General features: G+C 58.6%; 18 protein-coding genes and 4 pseudogenes. 12 read left to right on the plus strand and 10 right to left on the minus strand.

Features of this window, described 5'->3' with window-relative positions; translation table 11 throughout:
* Nucleotides 1–25: 25 nt before the first annotated feature.
* The 3 genes and pseudogenes from AB8B33_RS33555 to AB8B33_RS33565 all read left to right on the plus strand — a co-directional run bounded on the left by AB8B33_RS33555 (nt 26) and on the right by AB8B33_RS33565 (nt 2,063).
* On the plus strand, nt 26–415 hold the full coding sequence (locus AB8B33_RS33555; protein ID WP_439018683.1) for a response regulator: 390 nt from the start codon (nt 26–28) through the stop codon (nt 413–415).
* Between the two features lie 261 nt (nt 416–676).
* Nucleotides 677–1,113 (plus strand): annotated as a pseudogene (locus AB8B33_RS33560) (AI-2E family transporter); the annotation flags it as partial.
* Between the two features lie 86 nt (nt 1,114–1,199).
* On the plus strand, nt 1,200–2,063 hold the full coding sequence (locus AB8B33_RS33565; RefSeq protein ID WP_439018913.1) for a transglutaminase family protein: 864 nt from the start codon (nt 1,200–1,202) through the stop codon (nt 2,061–2,063).
* Between the two features lie 52 nt (nt 2,064–2,115).
* On the opposite strand, the pseudogene AB8B33_RS33570 reads toward AB8B33_RS33565, so the two are convergent.
* A pseudogene (locus AB8B33_RS33570) lies at nt 2,116–2,415 on the minus strand (DUF982 domain-containing protein).
* A 76-nt stretch (nt 2,416–2,491) separates the two neighbouring features.
* On the minus strand, nt 2,492–2,965 hold the full coding sequence (locus AB8B33_RS33575; protein WP_439018684.1) for an Hsp20 family protein: 474 nt from the start codon (nt 2,963–2,965) through the stop codon (nt 2,492–2,494).
* A gap of 251 nt (nt 2,966–3,216) precedes the next feature.
* On the opposite strand from AB8B33_RS33575, the gene AB8B33_RS33580 reads away from it, so the two are divergent.
* Complete coding sequence (locus AB8B33_RS33580; RefSeq protein ID WP_439018685.1) at nt 3,217–3,423, plus strand: hypothetical protein; 207 nt, start codon at nt 3,217–3,219, stop codon at nt 3,421–3,423.
* A gap of 11 nt (nt 3,424–3,434) precedes the next feature.
* Here AB8B33_RS33580 and AB8B33_RS33585 read toward each other — a convergent pair whose 3' ends face one another.
* Both AB8B33_RS33585 and AB8B33_RS33590 read right to left on the minus strand, forming a co-directional pair.
* Nucleotides 3,435–3,656 carry a hypothetical protein gene (locus tag AB8B33_RS33585; protein ID WP_439018686.1) on the minus strand — a complete coding sequence of 74 codons (222 nt, stop codon included), beginning with the start codon at nt 3,654–3,656 and terminating at the stop codon, nt 3,435–3,437.
* Nucleotides 3,653–4,477: a bifunctional allantoicase/(S)-ureidoglycine aminohydrolase gene (locus AB8B33_RS33590; protein WP_439018914.1), complete on the minus strand. Its 825-nt coding sequence runs from the start codon at nt 4,475–4,477 to the stop codon at nt 3,653–3,655. Before AB8B33_RS33590 ends, AB8B33_RS33585 begins: the two co-directional genes overlap by 4 nt.
* A gap of 266 nt (nt 4,478–4,743) precedes the next feature.
* Here AB8B33_RS33590 and AB8B33_RS33595 point away from each other — a divergent pair, with 266 nt between their 5' ends.
* The 7 genes from AB8B33_RS33595 (at nt 4,744) to AB8B33_RS33625 (ending at nt 11,986) form a co-directional block, all read left to right on the plus strand.
* Nucleotides 4,744–6,342 carry an ABC transporter substrate-binding protein gene (locus AB8B33_RS33595; RefSeq protein WP_439018915.1) on the plus strand — a complete coding sequence of 533 codons (1,599 nt, stop codon included), beginning with the start codon at nt 4,744–4,746 and terminating at the stop codon, nt 6,340–6,342.
* A 79-nt stretch (nt 6,343–6,421) separates the two neighbouring features.
* The gene (locus tag AB8B33_RS33600) at nt 6,422–7,375 is read left to right on the plus strand and encodes an ABC transporter permease (RefSeq protein WP_439018687.1); all 954 of its coding nucleotides are present in this window, start codon (nt 6,422–6,424) and stop codon (nt 7,373–7,375) included.
* A 2-nt stretch (nt 7,376–7,377) separates the two neighbouring features.
* Nucleotides 7,378–8,268: an ABC transporter permease gene (locus AB8B33_RS33605; protein WP_439018688.1), complete on the plus strand. Its 891-nt coding sequence runs from the start codon at nt 7,378–7,380 to the stop codon at nt 8,266–8,268.
* The gene (locus AB8B33_RS33610) at nt 8,265–9,326 is read left to right on the plus strand and encodes an ABC transporter ATP-binding protein (RefSeq protein ID WP_439018689.1); all 1,062 of its coding nucleotides are present in this window, start codon (nt 8,265–8,267) and stop codon (nt 9,324–9,326) included. Before AB8B33_RS33605 ends, AB8B33_RS33610 begins: the two co-directional genes overlap by 4 nt.
* Before the next feature lie 2 nt (nt 9,327–9,328).
* On the plus strand, nt 9,329–10,306 hold the full coding sequence (locus AB8B33_RS33615) for an ABC transporter ATP-binding protein (protein ID WP_439018916.1): 978 nt from the start codon (nt 9,329–9,331) through the stop codon (nt 10,304–10,306).
* 58 nt (nt 10,307–10,364) lie between these two features.
* Nucleotides 10,365–11,045: an aspartate/glutamate racemase family protein gene (locus AB8B33_RS33620; RefSeq protein WP_439018917.1), complete on the plus strand. Its 681-nt coding sequence runs from the start codon at nt 10,365–10,367 to the stop codon at nt 11,043–11,045.
* Nucleotides 11,046–11,131: 86 nt separating this feature from the next.
* Nucleotides 11,132–11,986: a MurR/RpiR family transcriptional regulator gene (locus AB8B33_RS33625; protein ID WP_439018690.1), complete on the plus strand. Its 855-nt coding sequence runs from the start codon at nt 11,132–11,134 to the stop codon at nt 11,984–11,986.
* 195 nt (nt 11,987–12,181) lie between these two features.
* On the opposite strand, the pseudogene hydA reads toward AB8B33_RS33625, so the two are convergent.
* Nucleotides 12,182–13,396, minus strand: a pseudogene (gene hydA, locus AB8B33_RS33630) (dihydropyrimidinase); the annotation flags it as partial.
* On the opposite strand from hydA, the pseudogene AB8B33_RS33635 reads away from it, so the two are divergent.
* A pseudogene (locus tag AB8B33_RS33635) lies at nt 13,332–13,881 on the plus strand (SOS response-associated peptidase family protein); the annotation flags it as partial. The pseudogenes hydA and AB8B33_RS33635 sit on opposite strands and share 65 nt — an antisense overlap.
* Before the next feature lie 294 nt (nt 13,882–14,175).
* Here AB8B33_RS33635 and AB8B33_RS33640 read toward each other — a convergent pair.
* From AB8B33_RS33640 to AB8B33_RS33660, 5 genes are all read right to left on the minus strand, one after another.
* Complete coding sequence (locus tag AB8B33_RS33640; RefSeq protein ID WP_439018691.1) at nt 14,176–14,502, minus strand: hypothetical protein; 327 nt, start codon at nt 14,500–14,502, stop codon at nt 14,176–14,178.
* 432 nt (nt 14,503–14,934) lie between these two features.
* Complete coding sequence (locus AB8B33_RS33645; protein WP_439018692.1) at nt 14,935–15,258, minus strand: helix-turn-helix domain-containing protein; 324 nt, start codon at nt 15,256–15,258, stop codon at nt 14,935–14,937.
* On the minus strand, nt 15,251–15,448 hold the full coding sequence (locus tag AB8B33_RS33650; RefSeq protein ID WP_439018693.1) for a type II toxin-antitoxin system RelE/ParE family toxin: 198 nt from the start codon (nt 15,446–15,448) through the stop codon (nt 15,251–15,253). The genes AB8B33_RS33645 and AB8B33_RS33650 overlap by 8 nt, the downstream gene beginning before the upstream one ends.
* Nucleotides 15,445–15,615: a hypothetical protein gene (locus AB8B33_RS33655; RefSeq protein WP_439018694.1), complete on the minus strand. Its 171-nt coding sequence runs from the start codon at nt 15,613–15,615 to the stop codon at nt 15,445–15,447. Before AB8B33_RS33655 ends, AB8B33_RS33650 begins: the two co-directional genes overlap by 4 nt.
* A 555-nt stretch (nt 15,616–16,170) precedes the next feature.
* Nucleotides 16,171–16,437: a hypothetical protein gene (locus AB8B33_RS33660; RefSeq protein WP_439018695.1), complete on the minus strand. Its 267-nt coding sequence runs from the start codon at nt 16,435–16,437 to the stop codon at nt 16,171–16,173.
* Nucleotides 16,438–16,642 lie beyond the last annotated feature (205 nt).

Here is a 16,642-nt window from a genome sequence, read left to right on the forward strand (position 1 = left end):
GGCGCATACAAAAACCGAGTGAAATATGTTTAATGGCAAGGCGGTCGTCCTGGTGGTCGAAGACAGCGCGATCATTCGAATGGGCGCCGTCGATCTGGTGCAATCTGCAGGCTACGAGGCGCTTGAAGCAAGCAATGCCGACGAGGCAATCCGTATCCTGGAGTCCGGAGCCGACGTCGACCTGGTGTTCACCGACGTACAAATGCCGGGAACGATGGACGGCATCAAGCTATCCCACTACATCCGCAATCGATGGCCGCCGGTGAAGTTGATCGTTGCTTCCGGCAAGGCAATACTCGAAGAGAGCAATCTTCCTGAGGGAAGCCGGTTCTTCTCAAAGCCTTACAGCAATCATGCCATCGCAGACGCAATGGCAGATCTGCTTTCGGGCGACTTTAGTATTCCCGCCGCATAAGGAGCCGCCTCAGCTGTCCTGTGCTAAATTCTCTTGTATAGCTGGTAGGGAAAGAGACCGGCCAGGAATAAGGCAGATATGTCGATTCAGCGTACGAGCTTTTACGTCCTTCTGGCGGTTGTGACGATCGCGTTCATCTGGCTGCTTATCCCCTATTACTCCGCTGTCTTCTGGGCCGTCATCCTCGCGATCATCTTCTTTCCCGTTCACAAGCGACTGGAGCGTTTGTTAGGGGGCCGCCACAGCATTGCCGCCCCATCGGTGGCATTCTGGGCTCTGGGGATTGAGGCCGCCTTGCCGTGGGGTGTGACAATGACCTTCCTGTCGATGCTGCCTGCAGTTGGAGTGGCACTCGTATGGGCTCCGGCAGCCATCTGGCTGGTCCTCACGGGGGCCGGCTGAAAGCAGCAATCCTGGTCCTGATCGGCATATTCGTAATCGGGCTCTTCGACGATTTGCTGCGTGTGCCGTTGGTCGGAAAGGGAACGCGGCTGCCCGACTATGTCGTGCTGATCTCGACCGTCGGCGGCATCTCCCTGTTCGGCACCAATGGTTTCGTCATCGGCCCGTTGATCGCCGCCTTGTTCATCGCCGCATGGTCGATTTTTGCCGAGCAGCAGAATGCCGAGAGATCGAGGTCCAAAGTATTGAATGAGAATTCAGCGCCTTCCCGGCACTTTAATGCAGAACGGAAGTGACGAATTGCAGGCGATGAACGAGCGAGCCTGTCTGATAGATGCGGTGGTTCGTTCCCACGCAAACGCCCAGAGAACCGGAAACAATCATGGCACAAATTCGCATCCACCACCGCACGATCTATCATTATCGTTATGCGGTGAATCTCAGCCCTCACCGGCTGATGCTGAGGCCGCGCGAGGGCAGAGATCTCCGGCTGCTTTCGCATGAAGTGTCGACAACGCCACAAGCCCAGATCAGTTGGGCGACCGATGTATTCGGCAACGCGGTTGCCACCGCGGTTTTCAGCGAAATGACCGATATCCTGACCGTCGACAGCGTCGCCTTGGTCAACCTCACCGCTGCCGCATGGCCGGTCTTTGCTATCGCAGGCTCCGCCATTACCTTTCCATTCCGCTATTCGGATGAGGAATGGACCGATCTCGGCGCGCTGACGGCTCGTCAGTTTGCCGACCCGTTCCAGCAACTTCAGCGGTGGGCACAGGGATTTGTCGCAAGCAATTCGACGGACACGCTGTCGCTTCTCAAGGACATAAGTGCGGGAGTGTCTTCATCGATCTCCTATCAAAGCCGTGAGGCGGAAGGCACACAGACGCCGACCCAAACTCTGGAACGTGGTTGGGGATCATGCCGTGACTTCGCGGTGCTGTTTGTTGAAACTGTTCGTTGTCTGGGCTTTGGAGCGCGCATCGTATCGGGATACCTGTTCAATCCCGATCGAATATTGCTTGGTTCGCGGGATCAGGGCTCGACCCATGCCTGGGTCGAGGTATTCGTACCCGGTGCTGGATGGATTACGTTCGATCCGACCAATCGCAGCATGGGCGGGGCCAATCTCATCCCTGTCGCCGTCACTCGCGATATCGCGCAATCCGTCCCCGTCGCCGGCAGCTTCGTTGGTGCGTCCGATGCCTTTATATCGATGGACGTGGAGGTCGAGGTATCCACGTGAGTCTCGGCAGGCCCACGAGGATTTTAGTCGTCCAGCCATTCGCCCATGGCACTTATTGCACGTGCGGATCCCGGTCGCGCTGCAGGTGTGAGCTGGCGATCACGCTGGTTTCCGGCGCGAACAAATCGTGTTTCTTGGCAAAGGCGGCAAACAGGCCGCGCGCGGTCTCGGCTTCGATCTCGCCGCGCAACGCCGCGACGCATGCCTTGAGAGCAACAGAATGCGCAGGATCCCTGAGCGATGCTGGTCATTCGCAAAGATGCCGGTAGGCGTCCATGACGCTGCGAACCTTTGCCGGATAGCCAAGTCCGACGAGGATGAAAACTAGCTGTCTGAACATATTGGGTTTCATCGCTCTCTCCTTCCCAACCCGGAATGTTGATGGATGGACGCCGTCGCGACGGCGCCCTGTTCGGCGGATAACGCAGTTACGCGGCCTTTTGCGCTTCTATCTGCGCTGGAGCAGCAGACGTCAGTGCGGGAGCGCTCTGGATGGAGATCTTGCGCGGTTTCAACGCCTCCGGGATCTCGCGAACCAGATCGATCGACAAGAGACCGTTGCTGAGGTCGGCCCCGTTCACCCTGACATGATCGGCAAGTTCGAACCGATGCTCGAACGGACGGCCGGCAATGCCGCGATGCAGGTAGCCTTCGTTTGCTGCTTCCTGCTTCTTGCTGGTGACGGTCAGAAGATTGGACTGGAAGGTGATGTCGAGATCGTCCTGCGCGAAGCCCGCCACCGCAATCGAGATCCGGTAGCTGTCGTCACCGGTCTTGACGATGTCATAGGGCGGCCAGTCGCTGATCGAGCGGGCACGCTGGGCGTTTTCGAGAAGATTGAAGACCCGGTCGAAGCCAACGCTCGAGCGGAAGAGGGGTGCATAGTCGTAAGATGTTGCCATAGCCATATCCTCCTTGAAGCAACATGGGTACGGGAGGGCCGAAAGACGACGCCTCCAGCAAGGCCAGCCCTGTCATCAGCGGCTGACGGGAATCGATTTGGTTTGGCATATTTTGATTCAAGAGCGCGCTGCTGAAAAAATTCGCAGCTCCGCCGATAAGGATTTTGATACGATGCTGCACTGCAGCGGAACCATTATCAGGCCAGCCGCATTTTAAAAGATCATCATCCCTTCGAGGCCAGCAGGTGACAATGATCTCTGCAGCAGATCCCGTCTATGTCGCCAGGAGACAAGACGACGGAACGTGGACCATCGTCGACATCAAAACCGGCCGAATAGCCGACATCAGCGGATGTGTTCTGAAACGGCTTGACGTTGCGATGGCAGCAGGGCTGGTGCAGGACTTGAACGAGACAGCGACGCACGGGTTCGAGAAGGTGGCGCAAAATCAATCCTGATCGCACATCATTTATTCCGCGAGACGCTCGGGAAGTTCAAAAACGGCAGCGTTTTCCTGCGACCCGGATGTCATGCGATCCAATTGTTTCACATTGAAGTTCTTTCCCCCATGATCTTGCGCGTCGGTGGAATCGGTCGGACGAAGAAAGGTTCGAACCGTCCAGGAAAGCCTGCAAGGATCTAAGGTATGCATGTCGATCGGCGAATCGCAGCTTGATGCGAGGTTTTTCACCACAGGTCTGCATGACGATTGACGTCCTTGTACAGCAGGTAGCGAAATCTACCCGGACCGCCCGCATAACAGGCTTGTGGGCAGTAGGCGCGCAGCCACATAAAGTCTCCGGCCTCGACTTCGACCCAGTCCTCGTTTAGGCGATAGACAGCCTTTCCTTCGAGAACGTAAAGTCCGTGCTCCATGATATGCGTTTCCATGAATGGGATCACTGCGCCCGGTTCGAGGGTCACGATATTCAGGTGCATGTCGTAGCGGATGTCGGAGGAATCAAGGAAACGGGTGGTCGCCCACTTTCCCTCGGTATCCGGCATCGCATCGAGCTCGCAATCGTCCTCGTGGATGAAGACTGCTGGCGGCAGATCAAGGCCGTCGACAACCTTGAAGGCCTTTCGGACCCAGTGAAAGCGAACCAGCGAGGTGCCGCGGTTGAAGAGCTGCCATGCCGAACCCGCCGGCAGGTAGGCGAAGGATCCTGCGCGTAGAGCATGTACCGTGCCTTCGAACTCGATCGTCATCTGCCCTTCGACGACGAAGATCGCCGCCTGCACTCTGGCATCCGGCTCTGGGCGGGCACTTCCACCGCCGGGTTGCACTTCCATTAAGTATTGGGCAAACGTTTCAGAGAAGCCGGTGAGCGGCCGTGAAAGAATCCAGGCCCTCGTCTTTGCCCAGTGAGGCAGCGCGCTGGTGACGATATCGCTCATCACGGTGCGCGGTATCACTGCATAGGCCGTTTTGAAAACGGCTTTGCTGGACAGGAGGTTGGTCTGCGGCGGTAGGCCGCCCACCTGAGAGAAATAGTTATTCGTGCTCACCATCAGCTCCGGCGTTTGTTTGAGCATCTGCTTTACCGCAGCCCCGAAATTCGGCAACCACAGAGTAACTGCGCCGCAGGAAAAAAGCGAGGCATGGCGCTATCTATCTACAACATTTATGAAATCTCAATTTCACATAATCTGGCATGAAATCTGCTTCTCTTTTTATGACTGGACAGAAGTCCAGCACAGTTCAAAAAAGAGGGAACGGCATGACCAGGACATTATCGATGACTCGATATCGCCTCGGCATTCTTCATACCTTGCGGATGACAACGGTATTGGGCACCGTCGCCGCCGCACTACTGGCAGCGGCCGTCAATCCGGCTCTTGCGGCCGGAACGCTGCGCATCGGCATGACAGCGTCCGATATACCGCTGACCACCGGCCAGACCGACCAGGGCGGTGAAGGCCAGCGCTTCATGGGTTATACCGTCTACAATTCGCTCATCGAATGGGACCTCACCAGCGCCGACAAACCTTCTGTGCTGATCCCCAGCCTTGCGACCTCCTGGCAGGCCGATGCAACGGATAAGGCCAAATGGATCTTCAAGCTGCGCGACGGCGTGAAATTTCATGACGGCAGCGCCTTCAACGCCGATGCCGTCGTCTGGAACCTCGACAAGCTGATGAAGCCGGACGCACCGCAGTTCGACAAGCGTCAGTCGGCGCAGGGCAAGTCGCGCATTCCGGCCGTCGTTTCCTATAAGGCGGTCGACCCACTCACCGTCGAGATCACCACCAAGGGGCCAGATGCTACGCTTCCCTATCAGATAAGCTGGATCTTGATGTCCTCCCCCGCAAACTGGGAAAAGCAGGGCAAGAACTGGGATATTGTTGCGCAGAAGCCCTCCGGCACCGGCCCGTGGAAGATGGAGAGTGGTTTTACGCCGCGCGAACGCGCCGAGTTGACACCCAACAAGGACTATTGGGACAAGGCGCGCATTCCCAAGCTCGACAAGCTGGTCCTGATCCCGCTGCCGGAACCGAATACCCGCGTCGCTGCCCTGCGCTCCGGCCAGGTGGACTGGATCGAGGCTCCTGCCCCAGATTCGGTCAAGTCGCTGAAGGATGCCGGCTTCAAGATCATCACCAATTCCTATCCGCACAACTGGACCTGGCATCTATCGCGCGTCGAGGGTTCGCCGTGGAACGACATCCGCGTGCGTAAGGCGGCAAACCTTGCCGTCGACCGAGACGGCCTCAATGAACTTCTCGGCGGCCTGTCGATTCCGGCTCAAGGGTACATGCCGCCAGGCCATCAGTGGTTCGGCAAGCCCTCCTTCAAGGTGGAATACAATGTCGACGAAGCCAAGCAACTGATGAAGGAGGCTGGTTACGGCCCCGACAACCCGCTCAAGACCAAGGTCATCATCTCGTCGTCCGGCTCGGGCCAGATGCTGCCGCTGCAGATGAACGAATATATCCAGCAGACACTCGCCGAGGTCGGCATCAATGTCGAATACGAAGTGATGGACTGGAACACGGTGATCAACGTCTGGCGCGCCGGCGCCAAGGATCCGAGCGCCAAGGGCGCGACGGCGATCAACTACAGCTACTTCATCCAGGACCCCTTCACGGCAATGATCCGCCAGTCCCAATGCAACCTCGCGCCGCCAACCGGCACCAACTGGGGTTATTATTGCGACAAGGACATGGACGCGCTGTTCGACAAGGTGCGCAACACTTTCGATCCCGTCGAGCAGGACAAGGTGATGCAGCAGGTGCACGAGAAATACGTGAACGACGCGCTCTTCCTGATGGTGACGCACGACGTCAACCCGCGTGCCATGACCGCCAAGGTCAACGGTTTCGTGCAGGCCCAGAACTGGTTCCAGGACTTTTCGACGATCTCCATGGATCCCTGATTTTGAGCAGGCGGCGCGCAAGGCCAACCGGCGCTCCGCCTTCCATGATGCCCGATCAATCGCTTTTCGTGAGGACACCATGCTGCTCTATGCACTCAAACGACTACTGCACGTCATACCTGTGACGATCGGCGTGAGCATCGTCTGCTTCATGCTGATCCATATCGCCCCCGGCGATCCGCTGGCCGCGATCCTGCCATCCGACGCATCGGCCGACATGCAGAACCAGATGCGCAGTTTCTACGGGCTCGACCAGCCGCTGCCCGTTCAATATGCCCTTTGGGCATGGCATGCGCTGCACGGCGACCTCGGCACTTCCATCGCCACCGGTCGACCCGTACTGCAGGAGATCCTCGGTGCCTCGGTCAATTCCATCATCCTGGCGCTGGCGGCGGCAACCATCGGCTTTCTCACCGGCTGCACGCTGGGTCTCCTGGCCGGCGTGTTGCGCGGCGGTTGGATAGACCGAATCGCATCGATGTTTTCGATGCTCGGCGTCAGCCTGCCGCATTACTGGCTCGGCATGGTGCTAGTCATTGCCTTTTCCGTCACGCTCGGCTGGCTGCCGTCCATGGGCGGCGGGCCGGAAGGATCGGCGGGCCGGAGTTTCAGCTGGGTCTATATCCAGTTCCTGATCCTGCCCGCGGTCACCATGTCGGTTATCCCGATGGGGATCGTCGCCAGAACGGTCCGCTCGCTGGTCGCCGACATCCTCTCGCAGGATTTCACTCAGGCACTGGCCGCCAAGGGGCTGATGACCCCGCAGATCCTGCGGCATGTGGTACGCAACGCCGCGCCGACGGCATTGTCGGTCATGGGCCTACAGCTTGGTCAATTGCTGGGTGGCTCGATCCTGATCGAGACCGTCTTCTCCTGGCCCGGAACTGGCTTCCTGCTGAACGGCGCGATCTTCACCCGCGACCTGCCTATCCTACAGGGCACGATCCTCGTGCTCGCGATGTTTTTCGTTTTCCTCAACCTCGCAGTCGACGTGCTGCAAAGCGCCATCGATCCCCGCATCCAGAGGAGCTGACCATGGCCGTCATAACCGCAGACATTCCACCGGCTGCAATAGCCGTCGCCAAGTCGCCCGGCTTCTGGAGCGGCGTGCTGCGCCGCATCTGTCGCGATCCCGTCGCCGTCACAGCACTGGTCATCCTTCTCCTCCTGGTGCTGATGGCGATCTTCGCTCCCTATATCGCGCCCAACGATCCGTCGAAGGGCAGCGTCATCCGTCGCCTGAAGCCGATCGGAACGCCGGGCTTTATCCTCGGTACCGACGAACTCGGCCGCGACATGGTCTCCCGGCTCATCTACGGCGCGCGACTTTCTCTCATCATGGGCGTCATACCCGTGCCGATCGCTTTCGTCATCGGCTCGACCATCGGCATCGTCGCAGGATATACCGGCGGCATTGTCAACACGCTGCTGATGCGCACGATCGACATCTTTTATGCCTTTCCGTCCGTGCTGCTGGCGGTGGCTCTCTCCGGCGCGCTCGGATCGGGGCTCACCAATGCGCTTGTTTCGCTGGTCGTGGTCTTCATTCCGCAAATCGCCCGCGTTGCCGAAAGCGTTACCACGCAGGTTCGCAAGCTCGACTATGTAGATGCGGCGCGGGCGTCGGGCGCTCCGCCGATGACGATTATCCGCGTCCACATTCTCGGCAACGTTCTGGGACCTATCTTCGTCTTTTCGACAAGCCTCGTCTCCGTGTCAATGATCCTTGCCTCCGGCCTTTCCTTCCTTGGCCTGGGGGTGCGGCCACCTGACGCGGAATGGGGGCTGATGCTGAACACACTCCGCACCGCGATCTACAACAATCCGTTCGTGGCAGCACTCCCCGGCGTGATGATCTTCATCACCTCGATCTGCTTCAACCTTTTCTCAGACGGGCTGCGCTCAGCCATGGACGTGAAGTCATGATTAGCATCGTCGAAGAACCGGCCTATGACCTTCCCGTCGGCGAAAGAGGCGGCCCGGCACAGCCACTCATCTCCGCCCGCAGGCTACTCAAACACTTTCCGGTCAAGGGCAGCGGCTTCATGAAGCCTAAGAAGGTGGTGCGGGCCGTCGATGGCGTCGACTTCGACATCCTCAAGGGCGAGACGCTCGGCGTGGTCGGCGAAAGCGGCTGCGGCAAGTCGACGACGGCGCGCCTGCTCATGCAGTTGATCGTGCCCGATCAGGGCGATATCCTGTTCGACGGCGAAACGGTTGGCGGCGCATTGCCGCTCTCGGACTATCGCCGGCAGGTGCAGATGGTCTTCCAGGATAGTTATGCCTCACTCAATCCGCGGCTGACCATCGAGGATTCCATCGCCTTTGCCCCGCGGGTGCATGGCGTGCCGATGGCGAAGGCGATCACCCGGGCGCATGACCTGTTGCACCGTGTCGGGCTGGAGCCCGCACGCTTTGCCGGCCGCTACCCGCACGAACTGTCGGGTGGCCAGCGCCAGCGCATCAACATTGCCCGTGCCCTGGCACTGGAACCGCGCCTCGTCATTCTCGATGAAGCAGTATCCGCGCTCGACAAATCTGTCGAAGCTCAGGTCCTTAACCTGCTCCTCGACCTGAAACGGGATTTCGGCCTGACCTACCTTTTCATCTCCCACGATCTCAACGTCGTGCGCTTTATGTGCGACCGGGTCATGGTCATGTATCTCGGCAAGGTGGCCGAGATCGGCAGCCGCGATGCGATTTTCGAAAACACCCGCCACCCCTATTCGGCGGCGCTGCTCGCCTCGATGCCGAAGATGGACCCCTCCGAGCGAACCACCGAGCCGCCGCTGTCCGGCGACCCGCCGAACCCTATCGATCCGCCATCGGGCTGCCGTTTCCATACCCGGTGTTCATTTGCAGAGGCCGTCTGCAGTGAAAAGCTGCCGCCGCTTGCCGATGTGTCCGAAAGCCAAGCGGCCGCCTGCCTGATGTCTGTACCCGGATCGGGCCACAGCCGCGCGCCAGTCTTGATGGAGGCATGACCATGCATACCGATGCCATGATCGATATCCGCAATCTCTCCGTTACCTTCAACCGCGGCCGCAAGCCGGTCAAAGCCGTCAACGGCGTCAGCCTTTCGGTCCGGCCGGGGGAAGTCATTGCCCTGCTTGGCGAATCCGGCTCCGGTAAGAGCGTCACCATGCGCTCGCTGCTGCGGCTGCACCCCAGGGGCACCAGGATCGAAGGTTCAATGACCGTCGATGGCCGCGACGTCACCGGGCTTTCAACCAGGGACCTCGGTGCCTTTCGTGGCGCCACGGTCTCCATGGTCTTTCAGGAACCGCGATTAGCGCTCGACCCGGTCTATACGCTCGGCCGGCAGATCGAAGAAACGATCATGCGTCATGAGCGTATCCCGCGGTCGCAGGCCGCAGCGCGTGCCCTCACGCTCTTCCAGAAGGTCAAGATCCCCTCTCCCGAGCGCCGGCTGCAGAATTACCCGCATGAAATGTCGGGCGGCATGCTGCAGCGCTCGATGATCGCCATGGCGCTCGCCTGCAACCCAAAGGTCCTGCTGGCAGACGAACCGACCACCGCTCTCGATGCCACGGTACAGATCCAGATCCTGCTGCTAATCCGCGATCTGCAGAAGGAATACGGTCTCTCCGTCATCTTCGTCACCCACGATATCGGCGTTGCGGCGGAGGTCGCCGACCGGATCGCCGTCATGTATGCCGGGCGGATCGTCGAGGAAGGCAGCGTCGCCGAGATCATCCGCAATCCCAAACACCCCTATACGAGGGGCCTTCTCGGCGCCCGTGTCGAACTTGCCGATGGGCGCGACCGTCTGATCACCATTCCGGGGGCACCGCCGGATCTCGCCAACATGCCGGCGGGATGTGCCTTCGCTCCACGCTGCGCACAAGCCACGGATCTCTGTCGAGCGAATGTTCCGGCCCTCATGACGATTGGTGAAGCAGCGAGGGTCGCCTGCGTGCAATATGCCCAGCAGCGGCTATGATTATCAAAAACGATAATGACTAAGGGAGGAGGACATGCGGTTCGCATGTCTGGAAACAATGAAGCGCATTACTCTGATCAACCCGAACACCTCTCAACCGACGACGGCGATGATGACTGACATCGCCCGCAAATATCAGCCCGAGGGCTTCACCGTCGAAGGAGTCACCGCAAGCACGGGCGTGACGATGATCCTCGACGCGGTCGCGCTTGCAGCGGCGGCGGAAGGCGTTGTTGAAATGGGGATGGCTGCCGCGCCACATGCAGACGGGTTGATCGTCAGCGCCTTCGGTGACCCAGGCCTCGACCGCCTGAAAAGACTGTCGGGCCTGCCTGCCGTCGGCATATGCGAGGCCAGCATGCTGGAAGCGACCGCCGGCGGCCGCCGCTTCGGTATCGCAACAGTCACTCCGCATCTGGTAACGAGTTTCGCCAAGAAAGCCGAGGAACTAGGGGTTGCGCGTCTTTTCACCGGCACGCGTCTGACGACCGGCGATCCGATACAGCTGGCTGCCGATCCGGATCGCTTGCGGGCTGAACTCGAAAAGGCTGTCCGCGCCTGTTTCGAACAGGATGGCGCAGATGCCGTCATCATCGGCGGCGGCCCGCTCGGACAGGCGGCCGACGATCTTCAACGACTGCTTTCAGCCCCGGTGATCGCGCCGATCCGGTCAGCCGTCGAACTTCTACTGTCGCACATGACCCATCCGTCGAAAGCGGTTGCGAAAGTTACGCAATGAGGAAGCTGCACCCGTCTCGCAATCGCGCAGCCGCTTTTTATGTTGCAAGTCGATTGTCGCCAAACGAAAGTCTGCCCGCTGAGAATATGGCGGAGTTTACGGTGCCGAAGGATAGATCATTCCTGTATCGCGTGCGGCAGGCATTGCCCGATCTCCACCCCGCCGAAAAGCGTCTGGGAGAATTCGTCTGCGACTTTCCCGGCGAACTCGCCAGTTACTCGGCGCAGGAACTCGCCGCCCTTGCGCATGTCTCGAAGGCGACCGTTACTAGGTTCATCCAGCGGCTGGGTTATGAAAACTACGAGGAAGCTCGCCGTCATGCCCGGGCGGAAAAACAAACCGGCTCCCGGCTTTTCCTCGCAAGCTCCGCCGATCCGACATCTTCTCAATCGGTAACGGCGCATATCGCGCAGGGGATCGCTAATCTCGAGGCGACATTCCTCTCCATTTCCGACGCCCAGATCGAGACGGTCGCTGCTACGATGATGCAGGCGCGCAAGGTGTGGGTACTTGGCTTTCGCAGCAGCCATCCCTTCGCGTCCTATCTGCAATGGCAGTTGACCCAGGTGATCGAGGACATCGTAGCGATCCCCGGTGCCGGCCAAACGCTGGGAGAACATCTCGTCAGCTTGCGCGAAGACGATGTCGTCATTTTCTTCGCCATGCGCCGCAGGATCGCCCAGATTGATTTGATCCTCGCACAGATCCGCAAATCGAAGGCGAAACTCCTCTACATCACCGACGAAGGTGCATCCTTCGAGACCGCTGCAAGCTGGCATTTCCGGTGCCAGACGCTGGCGCCTGGACCGCTGTTCAACCACACATCCATCATGGCGCTCTGCCACCTTCTGATCACCAGATGCCTAGAAAAGGCAGGCGTCGAGGGACGTAAGCGCCTCAGAAATATTGAAACACTCAACGAAGGCCTAGAAGAGCTTTAAAAGCAGATGAACGATCGTTTGGAGCATATGGGAGACGTGACGACGTTCATCGCCCGGGCTTCAAAAAGTTCTACCGACGAGAGACCCATATCCGCAAGGTTGGGATATTCACAAATCGCGACGGCTGCGAATTCCGGTGAGCGCATTGAGATAATCCGACGCGACGAAAGTCGCACCAATGCATCATCTTCAGCGTCACCTGAACCATTTGGGTAGGTCGCCTTGAGAGGAATCCAACCGTCGATCGTTACGCGGGGCTAATAAAAGATTTCTGGTGATTTCCTCGCCATATCCCGGAGCACCGAGCAACCTGCCGTCGCGCATGATGGTCTTGCCACGAAGAACCGTCGCCGTCGGCCAGCCCGTGATACGCATGCCTTCGTAAGGTGTGTAGTCGCAGCCGTCCTGCAGCATGAAATGGGTGATCGTCACCTCCTTTTTCGCATCCAAGAGCACGAGGTCGGCATCCGCACCGATCGCGATCGTGCCCTTCCTGGGATAAAGACCGTAGCGCTTCGCGTGATTGGTTGAGGTCAATGCGACGAAGCGGTTCAGATCGATGCGTCCCTTGACGACACCTTCGGAGAAGAGGATCGGCATGCGGGTGGCGATCCCCGGAATGCCGTTCGGCACATGGCGAAAATTGCCAAGGCCGCGCGGCGCCAGCTTGCCCGTTTCGTCGTAGCGGAACGGGCAACGATCCGACGAGAAGACATCGAAGACGCCCTGCTCCAGCCCCTCCCAGCATGCTGCCTGGCTCGCCGTATCGCGCGGCGGCGGGCTGCAGACATATTTGGCGCCCTCCATCCCGGCGCGGTCGAGATCGGCCTTCGTGAGCACCAGATATTGCGGGCAGGTCTCGCCGTAGATCTTCAGGCTGTTCTGTCGGGCACGGCGGATCTCCTCCATGCTCTCACGGTTGGAAACATGGACGACCATGATCGGCGTTTCGACGATCTCGGCGAAGCTGATCGCCCGGTGGGTGGCTTCGCGCTCGACGGGGATAGGGCGCGAGCGAGCATGCCAGTAGGGTTCGGTCTTGCCCTCTCGCTCCATGCGGTCGGCGAGAAACTTGATGGCATCATGTCCCTCGGCATGCACCATGACCAGTGCGTTGCTCTCGCGGGCGACCGCAAGCACTTCCAGGATTTCCCTGTCGTTCAGCTTGAGATCATCATAGGTCATGAAGATCTTGAAGGAGGTATAGCCATCCTTGAACAAAGCAGGCAGGTCCTGGCCAAGTACCTGCGGGGAGGGATCGCAGACGATCAGGTGCAGGGCGATATCGGTATGGCACTGGCCCTCGGCCTTCTGCCGATAGGCCTCCAGCGCGGCGCGAAGGCTCTCCCCCTTTTTCTGCAGGCAGAAGGGCATGACGGTGGTGTTGCCGCCGATCGCCGCCGAGCGCGTCCGTCAGAAAATCGTCGGCAGGCTCGTAACGCGCGGCACGACCAATGTCCGCAAGCTCAAGCTCCCGCACGGGACGCGAGGGTTCGGGGTCGAACATAGATGCCTCGTGCCTGTCATCAGCTTCGCCGAGAAGGATCCGCCGAGCAAACGGAAGGTGACAATCGCTGATGTTCTTCGCCGGCATCCATGTGCCGCAATGGAGAAGCGTCCGGAAGGTCCGGGACGGACTGACGACCGATGTCCTCTATGGTTTCCTGACCACGGCCCCGAACGATCTCGTGAAGCCGATCCATGAGAAGGCCATGCCGGTGCTGTTGCTGTCGAAGGAAGAGACCGACACCTGGATGCGGGGGCCTTGGGAGGAGGCAATGGAATTGGCCCGCCGTCTGCCAACTGACGCGCTGATCATTTCCTCGCGCGAACCGTACGGATCCACGATCGTCTCGACATCCGAAGAGCCGGTGGAACAGGGCAGTCAGCTTTGACGCCTGAACTCTAAGCTTGATTGTGTCGGAAAACGAAAAAGCCTGCCGCGGGAGGAGGTGCGGCAGGCCTCTCGAAATATTGAACAACGGCTGGGAGGAGGATTGCCGCTGTTCTGTCAGGCGCCCCTTGGGAGGAGGAATGGGTCGCCTGTGACACGAAGCTCTGCGGGAGGAGGTGCATTGCTTCGATGCTCTAAAGATACCAGGGACTGCTCACCTCGCCAGCGCTCAGATTGCAGTGCAGCTATGCATATGTTGCAATGGAGCATCAATTCTGTGCTCATTTTTCGGTCATTATGGGCGCGACGCATTCTTCTCGGTGCTCGGCTCGAAACCGAGAACGAATTCGATCACCTTGGCGGCGGACATTTCGCACGGCTTCAGTAGCGACCTCGTTCCTGCCAATCGGTAGAGGTTGAAGCTGACGATATTCGTTGCGCTAAGCTCCTCGCCATAAAGCCAGGTCCGTTTGCCATCCTCCGACCATTTGACCGTCACTCCCCATCGTCGACCGCCAAAATATCCGGCGCGATAGCCATCCGGCAATTTCGCAAGCGCGTCTTCGAACGTCACTGTAACAGGTGGAGGTGTTTTGCCGCAGGCGGTCATGGTGCAAGGCATTCGTCGCAGATCCCGCAGCCATCGTCATCCATGCTCGATGCCGGACGTAACTTTCGACAGCACGGACAGGTCGTTGCATCCGACGCGCACGTCTCTTCGCGGTCCGGCGGAAAAATGTCAATGCAGACTTTCGACAGTGTATTAGCCGCGCTTCGATCCATGGCGATGCTCCACGTTGGGGTTTATACAGAGATGGTACGCCGCGAAGGCTGCACAAGCCGTCAGATCGCTGTCTGCCACAATCGAACGGCCTTCTTGACGATCTTCCCCCGACCTTGTTCATTCGTGCAATGGGCAGAGCCGCTAACGCTGTGCAGATCAGAGTTTCTATCGACGAGATCCAGCCGGAAGTCTGGCGTCGGTGAACACGGCGGAGAGTAACGTTTTCGCGCTGCGGCTGTCGGCTATCCCCTGTACTTGTCAGGAGGCCTCTTAGAACTTGCCGTGCCGGGAGCGCTCCGCGATGCTGGAAAGATCGACTTTCTTGCCCGCGACATCCGCGACGATCTTCAACGTGCCACCCAGAGATTCGACATAATCGCGTAGCGTCGACAGCTTCATGTCGGCGCGCTTCTCCAGTCTTGACACGTTGGTCTGCTTGAAGCCGGTCCCGGCCGACACGTCTTCCTGCGTCCGTCCGGCGAGTGCCCGCAATTCACGCAGATTGTGCGCCGTGACAAGCTCCTCGGCCCGCTTTGCAACGGCGCGCTGTTCGTCATTGGGAAGCGTCTGTATCAGCTTGTCGAGATCATCCATGGTTCTTCTCCAACCCGCTCAAGTGCTCATCATATCGTTTATCGGCCAGATCGATCAGCCGCTTGTAGAAGAGTTTCTCGCTCACACCGCTCTTCGCACCACCGCAGAGAACCACAGCCTTTCGCTCCGGATCGAAGGCAAAGGCGAACCGCCATTGCACCTTCAACACCTTGACACGCAGTTCCTTCATGTTCGCGTATCTGGAGCCTTCGAGCGTGTCGACCTCAGGCCGCCCCACCCAAACCCCTTCTCGCGTATCAGCACCAAATGCGCGAGCAACTCGACCCGAACATCAGCTGGAAGGTCTGTGATCTCACCCTTGAAGCGGTCGTGAAACTCGACCTTCCACTCCATCATTTCATATCCTGAATGATATAGATACTTTGGGATATATAATCCGTGTCTCTCCTCGAGGCAATAGGGCCTGCCTTGAGGAGAGACGCTTACAAACGGTCCTTTTCTCACGCATCCTTATCCGTAAATGCCGCCAAAATGGTCCGCAAAATCGATGGCGAAGCAACGAAGGTCTATCCCCTCCCCTCGCCAAAAAACTGATTGGCTACGTCCGCGTTTCGACCGGCGATCAGCCAATCGCCATGCCGGGATAAAGAACTACGAGACAGGGTAAGAAAAAGCCAATCGGCTAGCTGAAGCCTCCGACCTCAGGCGGCACTACAATTGGCGCGCCCAGCCTCCAAAATCGCTCGAACCTCTTCAATCATCGAGCCTCGTTCATCGAGTTTGGTTATCGCCGAGCCCTCGGAATAACCTGAGAACGGATCACCCGGTGCACCATCAGACTTTCCATTTCGGTTCGCTCAACCGTGCCACGAATGCTCTCGTTAGTCTTTTGTCTGACGGAATCGGACCTGGCTATATAGGCGTTGCAATCCCCTCAGTAATCATGCCATTTCAATTTGAAACGGCATGGATATGCGTCTGGTGAGCGATTTGCTGTTTCTCCCGGATGAGATTCAGGAAGTCGCGCTCATCCAGGTTTTCGGCATCAAGCCCTTCCCAGTCGAGCGCCGTCTGCATGAGCGCCATATCCATCAGACGCACGAGATCCACGAGCTCCAGTGATGAAGCACTATCTCTTGCCGCAGAAATAAGACGGAAGAGCCGCAGGAATCCCACCGGCCCATTGCTATCAATCATATCAGAAATTCCATCGGCCATCGCCTTGATTTGCCTCCGAGCTTGGCGAAAGTTTCGCGATCGGGCAGGCCCGCCTGCATCGGTCCCGAAACGGAATGTTGAAATCGGATCTTGCCCGCCGCAAAACGCTAACACACCCCATGAGTTGCGTAAATGACCCGATTAGATCGATTTAAGTGACTAGAATAGCGCCACTTTGTTAAAATGCAAAAATAGAATTTTACAC

The organism is Rhizobium sp. 768_B6_N1_8, assembly GCF_051811225.1.
Lineage (GTDB): Bacteria > Pseudomonadota > Alphaproteobacteria > Rhizobiales > Rhizobiaceae > Rhizobium.

Bases quoted from the DNA above. Each gene is read 5' to 3' on its own strand.
- AB8B33_RS33650 (WP_439018693.1), bottom strand. From the start codon at position 15,448: ATGAAGGAACTGCGTGTCAAGGTGTTGAAGGTGCAATGGCGGTTCGCC.
- AB8B33_RS33610 (WP_439018689.1), top strand. From the start codon at position 8,265: ATGATTAGCATCGTCGAAGAACCGGCCTATGACCTTCCCGTCGGCGAA.
- AB8B33_RS33590 (WP_439018914.1), bottom strand. From the start codon at position 4,477: ATGGTGAGCACGAATAACTATTTCTCTCAGGTGGGCGGCCTACCGCCG.
- AB8B33_RS33605 (WP_439018688.1), top strand. From the start codon at position 7,378: ATGGCCGTCATAACCGCAGACATTCCACCGGCTGCAATAGCCGTCGCC.
- AB8B33_RS33645 (WP_439018692.1), bottom strand. From the start codon at position 15,258: ATGGATGATCTCGACAAGCTGATACAGACGCTTCCCAATGACGAACAG.
- AB8B33_RS33555 (WP_439018683.1), top strand. From the start codon at position 26: ATGTTTAATGGCAAGGCGGTCGTCCTGGTGGTCGAAGACAGCGCGATC.
- AB8B33_RS33565 (WP_439018913.1), top strand. From the start codon at position 1,200: ATGGCACAAATTCGCATCCACCACCGCACGATCTATCATTATCGTTAT.
- AB8B33_RS33600 (WP_439018687.1), top strand. From the start codon at position 6,422: ATGCTGCTCTATGCACTCAAACGACTACTGCACGTCATACCTGTGACG.
- AB8B33_RS33615 (WP_439018916.1), top strand. From the start codon at position 9,329: ATGCATACCGATGCCATGATCGATATCCGCAATCTCTCCGTTACCTTC.
- AB8B33_RS33655 (WP_439018694.1), bottom strand. From the start codon at position 15,615: ATGATGGAGTGGAAGGTCGAGTTTCACGACCGCTTCAAGGGTGAGATC.
- AB8B33_RS33640 (WP_439018691.1), bottom strand. From the start codon at position 14,502: ATGCCTTGCACCATGACCGCCTGCGGCAAAACACCTCCACCTGTTACA.
- AB8B33_RS33625 (WP_439018690.1), top strand. From the start codon at position 11,132: ATGGCGGAGTTTACGGTGCCGAAGGATAGATCATTCCTGTATCGCGTG.
- AB8B33_RS33580 (WP_439018685.1), top strand. From the start codon at position 3,217: ATGATCTCTGCAGCAGATCCCGTCTATGTCGCCAGGAGACAAGACGAC.
- AB8B33_RS33595 (WP_439018915.1), top strand. From the start codon at position 4,744: ATGACAACGGTATTGGGCACCGTCGCCGCCGCACTACTGGCAGCGGCC.
- AB8B33_RS33620 (WP_439018917.1), top strand. From the start codon at position 10,365: ATGAAGCGCATTACTCTGATCAACCCGAACACCTCTCAACCGACGACG.
- AB8B33_RS33575 (WP_439018684.1), bottom strand. From the start codon at position 2,965: ATGGCAACATCTTACGACTATGCACCCCTCTTCCGCTCGAGCGTTGGC.
- AB8B33_RS33660 (WP_439018695.1), bottom strand. From the start codon at position 16,437: ATGGCCGATGGAATTTCTGATATGATTGATAGCAATGGGCCGGTGGGA.